The organism is Streptomyces sp. JH14, from assembly GCF_029428675.1.
Classification (GTDB): Bacteria; Actinomycetota; Actinomycetes; order Streptomycetales; family Streptomycetaceae; genus Streptomyces.
The window spans coordinates 3,672,063-3,685,376 of sequence record NZ_JAJNEL010000001.1; the positions used below are offsets into that span (position 1 = coordinate 3,672,063).

At 72.5% G+C, this 13,314-nt stretch carries 6 protein-coding genes; 2 read left to right on the forward strand and 4 right to left on the reverse strand.

The features are described from left to right. Positions 1-95: 95 nt before the first annotated feature. From LRD69_RS16565 to LRD69_RS16580, 4 genes are all read right to left on the reverse strand, one after another. On the reverse strand, positions 96-2,081 hold the full coding sequence (locus tag LRD69_RS16565; protein WP_277327342.1) for an NAD(P)-binding protein: 1,986 nt from the start codon (positions 2,079-2,081) through the stop codon (positions 96-98). A gap of 72 nt (positions 2,082-2,153) precedes the next feature. Beyond that, on the reverse strand, positions 2,154-7,016 hold the full coding sequence (locus LRD69_RS16570) for a DNA repair ATPase (protein ID WP_277327343.1): 4,863 nt from the start codon (positions 7,014-7,016) through the stop codon (positions 2,154-2,156). A 259-nt stretch (positions 7,017-7,275) separates the two neighbouring features. Then, positions 7,276-9,390 carry a flotillin family protein gene (locus tag LRD69_RS16575; RefSeq protein ID WP_277327344.1) on the reverse strand — a complete coding sequence of 705 codons (2,115 nt, stop codon included), beginning with the start codon at positions 9,388-9,390 and terminating at the stop codon, positions 7,276-7,278. 115 nt (positions 9,391-9,505) lie between these two features. Next, entirely contained in the window at positions 9,506-10,174 is a 669-nt protein-coding gene (locus LRD69_RS16580) for a hypothetical protein (protein ID WP_277327345.1), read from the reverse strand. Positions 10,175-10,463: 289 nt separating this feature from the next. Between LRD69_RS16580 and LRD69_RS16585 the strand changes: the two genes are divergently transcribed. Both LRD69_RS16585 and LRD69_RS16590 read left to right on the forward strand, forming a co-directional pair. Beyond that, entirely contained in the window at positions 10,464-11,534 is a 1,071-nt protein-coding gene (locus tag LRD69_RS16585) for a helix-turn-helix domain-containing protein (protein ID WP_277327346.1), read from the forward strand. Between the two features lie 192 nt (positions 11,535-11,726). Next, on the forward strand, positions 11,727-13,301 hold the full coding sequence (locus LRD69_RS16590) for an MFS transporter (protein ID WP_277327347.1): 1,575 nt from the start codon (positions 11,727-11,729) through the stop codon (positions 13,299-13,301). Positions 13,302-13,314: the final 13 nt, after the last annotated feature.

Below are 13,314 nucleotides of genomic sequence, written 5' to 3' on the forward strand. Positions count from 1 at the left end.
GGGCGCTCTCCACATTTCGGTGACGTGCGTCGTCCTGCCCGCCGTCGGCATGGTGCGCACCGGGCGGCCCGCGCAGGACGCCGGCCGCACAGCCCTCAGCAATACGTCATCGAGCCCCGCCTGCGCAGCAGTTCCGCAAGTCCGCGCCGGGTCGCCGCGATCACCACGCGGTCCTCGGCGCGGAGCACGTAGCCGGGGTGCAGATCCCAGACCAGGCCCGACGGCCGGTCCGGGGACGCGGGTGCGGACGCCGTCAGGTCGCGGTGGCGGTCCTCCGGCGGTGTCGCATCCAGCGCCAGTACCCGCCACGCACCCGCCCGGAACGCCTGCTCGACCGTCCGGCCCTCCAGCTGCGGGTGGCCCGCCACCTCGATCGCGGCGAACAGCATCACCTTCCGCTCGACCGGGATCGCGCCCAGGATCTGCCGGCCCATCATCGCCCCGGCGAACGCCGGGGCGGCCAGGTGGGAGACGGACCGCGAGCGGGTCAGGGCGTGCGGATGGGCGGTGCGCAGGGTGCGGTAGACGGCGGTGGCGAACTCGTCGTCGAACAGCCGCAGCGCCACCCGCAGGTCCGGTTTGACCGAGCGGGCGTAGAGCACGGCCTCCAGATTGGTGGTGTCGGCGCTGGTCAGTGCGAGGAGCGCGCGGGCACGCTCGATCTTCGCCGCTTCCAGGACTCCCTCCTGGGTGACGTCCCCGAGCACGACCGGTACGTGCAGCCGCCGGGCCACCGGGATGCCGCGCGCGTTCGGGTCGTCCTCCACGCACACCACGGGGATACCGAGTTCACGCAGCCGCACCAGCACCCTCGTACCGATCTTGCCGAGTCCCAGCAGCACCACATGGCCGGTGAGTCCGCGCGGCGGGCGGCGCAGGGACGAGGCCGTGCGCAGGGAGCCGAAGGCTTCGAGGACGCCCGCGACCAGCAGCGGCAGCAGCATCAGTCCGGCCAGGCCGGAGAGCAGCTGGATGATCTGCCGTGCGGCGGTGTCGCCGATCGCCGGGTCGCCCATGGCGAACAGGTCGAGGAGCGTGACGTACGTGGCGTGCAGCGGATTGTCGCCTGTGGTGAGCGTGGAGGCCACCGCGAGCGCGAGGACCGCCGCGGCGACGCCCAGTGCCGACCAGCGCAGCCGGCGCGAGAAGATCTGGCTCAGCGGTACGTTCCGGCCGCCCATCCGCGGGGCGGGTCCGGTCGGCGCGGCCTCCCGGATGGCCTCCAGGACGACGGTGCCGCGGCCGGTCGCGGCGGCCACCGCCCGGTGGTCCGGAAGGAGTTGGGGGCCCTCGGCGCCGCTGCTCTCGGACCCTTCGGTGCCCGCCGGGTCATGCGTGGTGGAGGAGAGCAGCGCGAGCGTGCACAGACCGGGGTCGGCGACCTCGCCCTGGCGGGGCGGGGTGCGTTCGACGGCCCGCAGGAGCAGGCCTTCCGCCTGGATCACCTTGCTGGAGCCGGTCAGTGCGGTCGCGGCGAGTGCGGGGGCGGCGGTGTCGGCGTCGGAGAGCACGGTGGTGGACGTGTCCGGTGCCGTCGTGCCGAGCCCGGGGAGGGCGACGGCGGCGGCCTGGTCGAGGAGGGTCTCCAGGTGCTGGCCGAGCTTGCGGTTGTAGAGGCGGATGACCAGCCGGACACGGGGGTTGAGGCGGCGGGCGGTCAACGCGGCACGTATGTTGCGCTCGTCGTCGTCGTAGACGAGCGCCAGTGCGGCGGCCGTGTCGACCCCCGCCTCCTCGAACGCCTCGTCGGACGGTTCCGCCGCCTCCAGGATGCGGACGGCCTGGACTCCGGCGTTGGTGTCGCCGTCCCCGGTGCCCGAAGGCGCGGGCGCGCCGTTGCGGTTCATCGCCGCCGACATCCGGCCGAACAGCGTGACCGCACGCCCGCGCTGGGTCAGCGGCAGCTCCGGCCGGCGCGGGTCGCGTCCCGGCGGGAGCAGCAGTGTGACCCGCTCCCCGTAGACGTACCGCAGTTCCACCGCCAGCCGCCGTGCGAGTGCGTCGTCACCGCAGACGACCATGTGGCCTTCGGCTGTGGGGCGTTGGGGCTGCTGGGGAAGTGTGGACACGGAACCCAGCATGCCTTGTCCCCCGCGGCCGTGCGGCAGAAGGGATCCCCTGAACGATCACCGCTCCATGGGTGCCGCCCCGTTTCAGCGGTCTCCGTTCCGGATCGCCGACTCGACCGCCGCGATCCGGTCCGCGAGCAGACCGAGCGCCGCGACCGCCCGGGACACGGAATCCCCGCCGCGCGAGCCGTCCGGGCCGCCCAGTGCCTGGGTGCGCACGTACGAGGCGGTGATCGCCGCCCACCGCTCGGCCTGTTCGGGGGTGAGCGTGCCCCGTAGGGACGCCAGTTTCAGCAGGTTGGCCTCGGCGCCCGTGGTGAGCGTCTGGGCCTCGCCCGCGTAGTGGTCGTCGACGACGGCGGCGAGCTCCGCGTCGTTCATCACGGGCACGATCCGTTCGGCGATCCTGTTCATGTTGCGGTACGAGCCCTGCAGCCGGAACGGCGGCTCGGTGCGGGTCGCATCGGTCTGCGCGGCCGAGGCGATGTATGCGGCGTTCACCGCGAGCACGGTGGACCGGGCGGTCAGCAGATGACGCAGGACCGAGACGATCCCGTCGAGTTCGGCGGGTGCGTACGGGTGGCCGAGCCTGTCCGCGTGCGCCGAGGGTTCCGTGCCGGAGGCCAGGCGTACCAGCAGTGCGAGGTCTTCCCGGGAGCAGCCGGCGAGGGGGGCCAGCACCGGGTTGGCGGTCAGCGCGTTCTCGACGAAGCTCAGCGCGAAGACGTCCTCGCGGCCGCTCAGCACCTCGCCCAGGTTCCACACGTCGGCCCGGTTGGCGAGCATGTCCGGGATCCGGAACTGCTCGCCGGACTCGGTGTACGGATTGCCCGCCATGCACACGGCGAATCGCTTGCCCCGCAGGTCGTAGCTGCGCGGCTCGCCGTTCTGTACGCCCTCGACACGGCGGGTGGCATCGCAGAGCGGGATGAACTTCTGGAGCAGCTCGGGCGAGGTGTGCTGGATGTCGTCGAGGTGGAGGAGCGTGTTGTTGCCCGCCTCCAGCGCGAAGTTGATCTTCTCGATCTCCTGTCGGGCGGTCGCGTCGGGTGCCTGCGCCGGGTCGAGGGAAGTCACCTCGCGGCCGAGCGAAGGGCCGCTGATCTTGACGAGGACCAGGCCGAGCCGGTGGGCGACGTACTCCATGAGGGTCGTCTTGCCGTATCCGGGCGGCGAGACGAGCAGCAGCAGCCCCTGCGAGTCGGTGCGCCGGCCGGCATCGGCGGTGGAGAGCTGCTTGGCGAGGCTGTCGCCGATCAGCGGCAGATACACCTCGTCGAGCAGCCGGTTGCGGACGAACGCGGACATCACCCGCGGCCGGTGCTCGTCGAGCCGCAACCGGGCACGTTCGGCGGCGACGAGGGCGGTCCGCTGCCGCTGGTAGGCGCGGAAGCCGGGGACGACGGCCGCACGGAACCCGGCGGTGCGGGCGAGGAGTTCGTCCAGGCGGACGGACAGCCTGCCCCGGTCGATGCGCGGGTGCGCGCCGAGCAGCCCCTGCACGGTGGCGGTGAGCGGTGCCTCGCAGTCGTACCGCTCGGTCGCCGGTTCCGGGCAGAGCTCCACGGCGACCGCCTCCGCGAGATCGCCGCTCCCGATCCCGGCGCCGCTCGCGGTGGCGTACGACGTCAGCCAGCCCTCGACGAGCTGGCGGCGCGCGGGAAGGTCGTCGCGGAGTGCGGCGAGGTCCTCGTCGTACGCCGAAGTGCCCGTCGTGCGGCGGAACTTGTCCAGGAAGGTACGGACCGCGGCGCTCGTCACGAACCCGGCGGGCCCGGAAGTCAGCTCCTCGAAGAGATACGCGGCAGCCGGTCGCCCGTGCTCTCCGGCGATCCTGGCCGCCCATTCCTCCTGGAGGGCGCTGATCGCGGGCGCCGCCCCGAACTCCGCTCGGGCGCGGGCCAGCGACACGGCGCGGCGCGTCCAGGAGGTGCGGAGGGCGGCATCGGCTTCGTACGTCCAGAAGAGTTGCGCCGCTGCCCGCACCTGCGGCGGGACGCGCAGCAGACCCGCCCCGGCGTGCAGTCCGAGCAGCGCGGTCAGGATGGCGGTGGCGTCCTCGTCGTGGACGCCCCGCTGGTACCCCTCGTCATACGCGGCCGCCGCCGACTCCCGTACAAAGGACAGCAGTTCGTCCGGTTCGCGGGCGGCCAGTGCGTCCGCGCCGTGCTCGTCCAGGAGCCGGGCGGCGAGGTGTTCGCCGCGGTAGACGGACGGGGACTCCGATGGCAGCAACTGCTCCCAGTACGGGCGGGTCGCCTCGAACGCCGGGTCGGTGACCGGAGCCCGGTAGTCGGTTCCGGTGACGGCGAACGCGAGGCGTTCCCCGGACGGCACCAGGGTCAGGTCGAACGGCTGGGTGTTCACGGCGAACCGGTGGCGGCCGAGCCGGATCGTCGCACCGCCGTCCGCGTACAGCTCGCTGCGGTCGCGCAGCGCACGCCCCGCCTCCTGGCGGGCCGCCTTCAGCCGCCCGTCGAGCTCCTCGGCCCGTACCGGGTCGCCGAGTCCGCGCAGCTCGTCCGCCGTGCGGACGACCTTGGCGACCATCGGGTCGGAGGCGAAGAACGTGTGCACGGCGTCCAGGTCGGCAAGGGCCGTCAGGCGGCGTGAGACCGTTTCGAGGACCCGGGCCGCCGACTCGGCCAGCCGCTCGGCGCGGCGTGCACGAGCGTCCTGCAGCGTCTGCTTGCGGGCCGAGAACGCCTCGTACACCTCCGTCCGCCGCTCTGCCAGGGCAGCGAGGAAGTCGTCGTACTCGGCGAACCGGGACTCCAGGTTCTCCACCTGGAGCAGCATCCTGGCCAGCTGCTCGTCGCATGCGTCGGGGGAGTCCGCGGCGGCCAGCGCACCCGTGACGGCCTGCCCGAGCAGGGCGGACTCGGCGGCGAACTCCGCCCGTCCCTCGCGGTCGAGAAGTTCACGCCGGCGGGCGGCGAGCGTGGCGCGGGCCCGGTTGACACCGCCGAGCACGTCGGCGATCCGCTCCAGGATCGACGTACGGACGGTGGCGTCGCCGATGTCGAGCCCGGCGACGACATCCGTGACCGTCGACAGCCCGTCCGCCAGCTGCGTCAGCCGGTCGCCGAGCGCCGCCGCGTCGGTGACGGTGGCGAACGCCGACGCGTCGGCGGTGAACTGCTCCACGTCCCGGTGGTAGGCGGCGAACGCGTCGTCCCGGCTCAGGAACGCGACCGCGCGCTGCGCCGCCGAGGTGAGTTCGGCGGCAGTGGCCGCGGTGAGCTCGGCGATCCGGCCGGTGTCCGCGTACCGCATCCCGGCGAGCGTCGCCATGTGGCCATGGGCGCGGCGCAGTTCGGTGAGCCGGTCGACCCAGGCGGCGGCGGACGGCGGGACCTCGCCGCGGATACGCCGGACGAGCCCGGTGATCCGGTCCGCCGTTGCGGTGAGCGCGTCGGCGGCCTGCCGGGTCAGTTCCTGCACGGTCTCGAACTCGGCCAGTACCTGGCGTGCCGTGCCGTGCATTTCCGCCAACGGGGCGGCCAGGTCGCCGAGTCCGGGATCCGTCAGCCAGTGGTAGCGGTCGGCGGCGCGGGTGCAGTCGGCGACCAGCTGTCCGTACACGGCCGTGGTGGGCGTGGTTTCGGCGGCGCTGCGCGCGAGCGCGAGGCAGTCGGAGATCCCGCGCACCAGGTCGGCGTTGCCGACGCGGGAGAGCGGACCGGTTCCGGCGGGACGGGAGGCGGCGTAGGTGTCGGAGACGTACGGGGTACGCCAGCGCTGCAGCGGATGGACGCGCGCCGGTTCGGCCGCCGCCGGGTCCTTGAGGAGAACGAGCGTGCCGTCGTCGAGGAGGGCGTGACCGCGGCCGAGCAGCGGGGTGGTGACCTCCTGGCGGATGAGGTTGTAGGGGAGGAGCAGGGCGCGGGCGCCGTCCCGGGAGCGGAAGAGGTAGAGGACGTCCTCACCGTTGGGGGAGCGGACGGCCCCCTCGAAGACCGGGTCGGTGAGCGGCTCGGAGAGGTCGAAGGTCCTGACGGCGCCGGTGGTGAGATAGGTGCCGCCGGGGAAGATGATCCCCTGGTCCTCGGGGAGCCGGTGGCAGGCCGGACCGATGGCGTCCAGACGCTGCACGGTCGACAGCAGTGTGTTGAAGACCAGGTGGCGCCAGGCGTCCTCGTTGTACGGGCGGATGCGCAGCAGGATCAGCGGCCCGACCTCGGCGAACTCGACGTCCGCGTCGGCCAGGGACTGGAGCGGGTCGGCGACCGGCTCCTCGTAGATCCCTTCGGGTGTGCCGGTGTCGTCGGCCGTCTTGACGGTCAGGGTGCCGCCGAGCGTGTCGACGAACAGGGCGCCGCTGTCACCGATCGCGATGTGCGGGTGGCGGCCGGGGACGTGCGACTCGCGACCGGTGGCCGTCCAGGTGAAATCGTGCGACGGCGGGAAGGCGTGGTCGCGGTCGCCGCGCGCGTCGAGGAACGCGCCGGGGGAGCCGTCCGGGGCGAGCGCCCAGCGCAGGACGCGGATGTCGTCGGCGTTCTCACCGGTACGGAACACCGCGAGCAGCCGGCCGTCGACGCGGCGCAGCCGCAGCAGGCGGGCGTCGCGGTAGTAGCGGTGCAGAGCGGTGAACTCGCGTACGAAGGTCTCATCGGCGAGGAGGGCGGTGGGGGCCGTCGCCAGGTCCGCGTCGTACAGCGCGAGGACGTCGGCCACGGCGGGCTCGCCGCGGGTGCCCGGTCCGCGCTCGAAGCCGAACAGCAACTGGCCGCCCACGGCGGTGAGATCGCGGGGCAGCGACGGCTGCTCGGTGCGGATCTGTTCGGTGGCCAGCAACCGCAGCTCCGTCGAACCGAACGCTTCGGTGCGGCGGGCATTGAGGGCCTCGGCGCGGCGGGCGAGCTCGGCGGCCTGCACGGTGAGGCGGCGCCGGAGCACGTCGTAGGTGCCGGCGTCCACGGTGGGGGTGGGGTCGGTGTCCATGCGTACGGCTCCCTGCGCGATGTGGTTCGGTCGCCGCGGCCTCCGGCCGCGGTTTCGTCCTCGAACTCCCCCATGGCCCCGAGGGAATGGGGGGACGGCCTCGACGGGCCGGAAGGCCCGCCCGGCCGTTCGGGTCCGTCCGGCGTCCGAGGACGGAGCCGCCCGGTCGGGCCTGTGGTGTGCGGTGGGCGGGCGCCGGGAGGCCGTCCCGGGCCCGTCCGGTGCGTGAGGACGGAACGGCCCCCGTCCACGACAGCCCTCAGGCCACCGGCGATCCGTTTCGCGACGCCGGTACGTCACCCGTGGCCGGTACCGCCCCCACCGGCACGTCCGCCAGGCCCAACTGCCGTGCCGAGTCCAGGAGTCGCCGGAGCTGTCCGGCGTCCGCCCCCGTCCCCGGCGCCCTCATCATCCGCATCAGCAGCGCCGACACCGTCAGGTTCTGCACATCGCCCGTCGAGACCGAGCCGAGCACGTGAGTCAGGTCGTCCGTGAACGACGACGTGCCGTTCAGCCACGGCCCGGCGAGGGCCTTCGCCGTGTCCGAGTTCTCCACGAACCCGTCGACGCTCTTGCCGAGCGCGATCGACGAGACCAGCCGGTCGAAGAAGACCGATTCCCCGCCGATGATGTCGATGTCGGCGTTCTCCAGACCGGTGGCCACGATCGTCGCCTGCGCCTCGGCGACCTGCCGCTGCACGTCGAGTCCGGCCAGCCGGATCTCCTTCTCGGCGGCGAGCCGCAGCCGGTACTCCTCGTGTCCGCGCGACGCGTCGTCCAGCGCCGCCATCGCCGCCGCCTTCTCGGTGAGCCCGGCCGCCTCGGCCTTCAGCTTCTCGCCGATCATCGCCGCGTCCGCAGTGGCCTGCGCCCGGGTGCCCTCGGCGGTGGCCAGTGCCTTCAGCCTGGCCCCCTCCGCCTCGGCCTTGAGCCGGGCCGAGGTGGCCTCGGCCTCGGCGAGGCCGGTCTTCTCGATGGCGTCGGCCGCCGCCTCCCGGACCTGCACCTCCGCCAGGCCGGGCGCCGCGGACTCCGCCTGGACGCCCTCGGCGAGCCGCAGCTTCGCCCGGGCGTCGAGGTCCGCGCTCTTCAGCCGGGCCTCGGCGAGCGTCAGTTGCTCCGCCGCGCGGTGCGTGGCGGCCGCCTCGGCGGCCTCCGCCGCCTTGATGTCCTTGACCAGCTTCTCCTGGGCCTCCGCCTCCGCGGCGATGATCACCGACTTGCGGGTACGCTCCGACTCCTCGACGGCCCGCAACGTCTTGATCGACTCCTCCTGCTCGGCGACCGTACGGTCCACCGCGATCCGTTCCCGGATCACATCGGCGACCTCGCGGCGCTCGGCCTCGACCTCCTTCGTCGCGGCGATCCGGTTGAGCTCGGTCTGCCGCTCGCGCCCGATGACCTCGATCAGCCGGTCCTTCTCGATGCGCTCGTTCTCGACCGCGATGACGCGCTCGCGGTTCTTCTGCGCGACGGCGATCTCCCGCGCCTGGTTCTCGCGCTGGATCCCGAGCTGCTCCTCGGTACGGATGAACGCGGCCTGCGCGCCGAGCCGTTCCTCCTCCTGGACCCGGGCGGTCGCCGCCTCCTCGCGGGCCCGCAGCGTCTCGACCTCACGCCGCTGCTTGATCTCGGCCTCGGCCTGCCGGCGCTCCAGTTCCAGGATGGTCTCGCGGGCGTCGACGTTCTGCCGCGTGATCTCCTTCTGCTCGGTGCGCTGGTACTCGTTGGTGCGCACATGCTCGATCGTCGTCAGTTCGGTGATCTTGCGAATGCCCTGTGCGTCGAGGATGTTGGCGCCGTCGAGCTGCGTCATCGGCGTCTGTTCCAGGTGGTCGATGGCCGCGTCGTCGAGGTGGTAGCCGTTCAGGTCGGTGCCGATGACCCGGATGATGCGGTCGCGGAACTCCTCGCGCTTGGTGTAGAGATCGACGAAGTCCAGCTGCTTGCCGACCGTCTTGAGGGCTTCGGCGAACTTCGCGGCGAAGAAGTCCTGGATGGCGGCCTTGTCGCTGGCCCGTTCGGTGCCGATGGCCTGGGCGACCTTGATGACGTCCTCGACGGTCTTGTTGACCCGTACGAAGAAGTTGATGTGGATGTCGGCGCGGATGTTGTCCTGGCAGATGAGGCCCTCGCGCCCGGTGCGGCGGATCTCGATCGTCTTCACCGAGATGTCCATGTACTCGGCCTTGTGCAGCACCGGCAGGACGACCGCGCCGGTGAAGGTCACGTCGACTTTCTTGGTCTTGGAGATGATCAGCGCCTTGCCCTGTTCGACCTTGCGGAAGAGCCGGCTGACGACGAGGAGCAGGGTGATCGCGATGAGCAGGACCACGGCGATGAGCACACCGAAGCCCAGGGAGATGGCGTCCATGACAGTCCTTGGCGGCTGGTGAGGAAGAAGAGGGGAGGAGGGGTACGGAGCGGGCGGCGTCGGGCAGCCGCGTCTGCGCGCCGGAAATCTGCGGGCGGCGTCGTCGGCGGACGGCTCAGCCGGAACGGCGGGGCTTGGTACGCGGCAGCGGCCGGGGCTGCGACGGTGGCGGTGGTCCCGGGTCGAGCGTCACGTCGTACGGCGAGACCCAGAAGAACTCGCCCTCGTCGTCGTATGCGTACAGCAGCCCCGCACTGCCTGCGGTGAGGACCCCTTCGTCCGGCTGCGAGAACTGCCTGACCTGGACGATGGCGGTGGAGCCGTCGGCTGCCGCGACCTCGGCCTGGCCGAAGTCGGAGCTGACGGAGCCGGTGCGGACCGTGCAGACCCGGCCGAGGAAGTCCCGGCGCGAGGGCGGCGGTTCGTCCGGGAAGTGGCGGCGGTAGCGGCCAACGAGGATCCGGACCACGGCCCAGGAGATCAGCAGCGCCCCGGCGAGTACGGCGCAGGCGAGTACGGCCCGGGCCGTGCCCGTGACCGTGCTGCGGTGCAGCAGGACGGAGCCGGTCAGGCTGGTGAACCAGGCGACGACCACCATCACGGACACCGAGACGGAGACCGGCGCACCGCTGATCCCGGCCAGGTCGGTGTCGAGGTCCCCGTCGAAGGCGTGGTGGTCGGCCGCGCCGGCCAGGACCAGCAGCCAGAAGCAGACGACGACCACCAGGGCCGCACCGAACAGGGCGGCCGGAAAGGAGAACGCCGCGCTCAGGAACTCCTGCATCGGTGCACTCCCCCCTGCGTGTGAGCGGGGGCGCGGCGGACGCGTCGTGCGGCGGTGACCCGGGTGCTGCGACGCCGCCGACAGCGGCGTCGCAGCACCCGAGTCCTCCCCCGTCCCCGTATCCCCCGTGTTTCCCCCGGCTGGTGCCGGTTCTGATCGTGACAGCCGATGCGCCTGTGCCGCATTGCCGGTATCCGGCAGTCTTTGTACTTCCTTGATGCCGGGCACCAGCACCTGCCCCGATGCGTTGAGTAAGTGTCAGAGACGCATCAAAACTGGAGGCAAGGGCGTGCCGGAGCCGGAGATCGCCGACGACTGGCTGGGGGATTACACCCGCATACTGGGCGAGGTCGCCGCGACCGGGCGCCGGCTGACACGCGACGAGCTGGACAGCCGCCGGGATCTGGGCCGAAAGGCCGCCGAGGCCGGAGCCCAGCTGCGCGCCCTGGTCGGTCTCCATCTGGCGGCGACCCGCACCGTCTGGCCGGGCATCGACGCCGCCCGCCCGGCGTCCGCCGGCTGCGTGCTGGCCGCGGTCGAGCAGGCCGTCGACGCGTTCGCCGAGGGGTTCGAGCGGGCCCAGCGGCTCACCGTACGGCGGGAGGAGGCGGCGCGCCGCGAGTTCATCGACGACCTGCTGTACGGGCGCAGCGACCTGGGCCGGCTCGCCGAACGGGCCACCCGCTTCGGGCTGCGGCTGTCACGCGCCCATGCGGTCGCCGTGGCGGCGGGGCCGGAGGCGTACACCGAGACGGATGCGGTGCCGCGCCAGGTGGAGTCGGCGCTGCTGGCCCGTTTCGACGGCCGGGAGATCCTGCTGACGACGAAGGACGGGCGTCTGGTCTGTATCGCCCCGGGCTCCCAGCCGGAGGCCCTGCGCCATTTCGCCAAGCAGGCGCATGCGGCGACGGACGGCGGCCGGGTCGCGGTCGGCCGCCCGCACCGGGGCCCGGGCGGTGTCGTCCAGTCGTACGACGAGGCGCTCGCCGCGATCGACCTGGCGGACCGCATGAACCTGGACGATCCGGTGCTGTACGCCGCCGACCTGCTGGTCTACCCCGTCCTGACCCGGGACCGGCAGGCCATGGCCGACCTGGTGCGCAGCCAGCTGGGCCCCCTCCGACAGGCCCGCGGCGGCGCGGAACCGCTGCTGAAGACGCTCGCCGCCTACTTCGACGCGGGCTGTGTCGCCGCCGAGGCGGCCCGGCGGCTGACGCTGAGCGTGCGGGCGCTCACCTACCGGCTGGAGCGGATCCATCAGCTGACCGGTTCCGATCCGTCCGACCCGATGCACCGGTACACGCTGCAGACGGCGGTGATCGGCGCCCGGCTGCTGGACTGGCCGGCGAACGAACTCTGACGTCCCCGCCGCACCCGGGGGCCGGTCCGGCCCCTCGACCGGTGCGTGCGGGCCGGCCACGGACCCCCTCATCTGCCGGATCCCGGCAGGTCCGGACCCGTGCGCCCCTTCCCGCATGCGGCGATCCTGAGCTGCGCCTAGCGTGAGGTGCGGGGGGTGTTCGGACGTGTGCACCGAGGGAGACCCAGAACCATGGCACGTCACGCACGTCATGCGCGCGCTCCGTCCCCCGAGGTGAAACCGTCCGCCGGCCGACCGGCCCCCCGGGGCGCCCCGCATGTCGCGCTCTCTGCGCCGTCCCGTCCCGAGCCCCGGCGCGTGCAGGGACCGGAGCGCCGATGGTGGGTGCTCGGGGTGATCGGTCTGGCGCAGCTGATGGTGGTCCTGGACGCCACCATCGTGAACATCGCCCTGCCCTCCGCCCAGCGGGACCTCGGCTTCTCCGACGGCAACCGCCAGTGGATCGTGACGTCGTACGCCCTGGTCTTCGGCTCGCTGCTGCTGCTCGGCGGCCGGATCGCCGACCTGGTGGGCCGCAAGATCGTCTTCCTGACCGGTCTGGTCGGCTTCGCGGTGGCCTCGGCGATCGGGGGCGCCGCCCCGGGCTTCGAGGTCCTGGTCGTCGCCCGCGCGCTCCAGGGCATGTTCGGCGCGCTGCTCGCGCCGGCCGCGCTCTCTCTCCTCACCACGACGTTCACCGTCCCGAAGGAGCGGGCCAAGGCCTTCGGGATCTACGGCGCCATCGCGGGCACCGGCGGCGCGGTGGGGCTGCTGCTCGGCGGGGTCCTCACCGAGTATCTGAACTGGCGCTGGTGCCTGTACGTCAACCTGCTGTTCGCCCTGGCCGCCTTCGTCGGCGGAGCCCGGCTGCTGTCCGCCGGTGCCCCCGCCCACCGCCCGAGGCTCGATGTCCCGGGCACGGTCCTGGTCTCGTCGGGTCTCTTCTGCATCGTTTTCGGCTTCTCCAATGCCGGGTCGCACCAGTGGAGTTCACCGCACACCTGGGGTTTCCTCGCGGCGGGCGGAGTGCTCGTGGCGGCGTTCGCCTGGTGGCAGACGCGGGCGGTGCACCCGCTGCTGCCGCTGCGGGTGGTGCTGAACCGGAACCGAGGAGCGTCGTACCTGGCGATGTTCATCGCCGGCGGCGGCATGTTCGGCGTGTTCCTCTTCCTCACGTACTACCTGCAGAAGACCCTGCTCTACTCGCCGGTCGCCACCGGTCTCGCGTTCATCCCGATGGTCGCCCTGATGATCGCGACGTCGATGACGACGACCAATGTGCTGGTGCCGCGGTTCGGCGCGAAGCCGGTCGTGCCGCTCGGCATGGGCATCGCAGCGGCCGCCATGGTGTGGATGACCAGCCTGGACCTGACCAGCGGTTACGTCACCCATGTGCTGCCCAATCTGCTCTTCCTCGGCCTGGGGCTCGGCATGGTCTTCGCGACCGTGATGAACCTGGCCACGTACGGGGTGGCCGCCCGTGACGCGGGGGTGGCCTCGGCCATGGTCACCACCAGCCAGCAGGTGGGCGGTTCCATCGGCACGGCGCTGCTGAACACGCTCGCCACCGGCGCCGCCACGAGCTACCTCGCCGGGCGTCGGCCGACCCCCGCCGACATCGCCGGGGCCCAGCTGCACAGCTACTCCACCGCGTACTGGTGGTCGGCGGGCTACTTCGCCCTCGGGATGCTGGTCACCGTGGTCCTGTACCGCCGGGGCGCACCCCGTCCCCAGAGGGTGGAGGAGCCGGCCCCGGTCCGTGCCTGACGACGAGGCCGGT

Coding starts and splice junctions, on each gene's coding strand:
- LRD69_RS16570 (WP_277327343.1), bottom strand. CDS start 7,016: ATGGACACCGACCCCACCCCCACCGTGGACGCCGGCACCTACGACGTG.
- LRD69_RS16580 (WP_277327345.1), bottom strand. CDS start 10,174: ATGCAGGAGTTCCTGAGCGCGGCGTTCTCCTTTCCGGCCGCCCTGTTC.
- LRD69_RS16565 (WP_277327342.1), bottom strand. CDS start 2,081: ATGCTGGGTTCCGTGTCCACACTTCCCCAGCAGCCCCAACGCCCCACA.
- LRD69_RS16575 (WP_277327344.1), bottom strand. CDS start 9,390: ATGGACGCCATCTCCCTGGGCTTCGGTGTGCTCATCGCCGTGGTCCTG.
- LRD69_RS16590 (WP_277327347.1), top strand. CDS start 11,727: ATGGCACGTCACGCACGTCATGCGCGCGCTCCGTCCCCCGAGGTGAAA.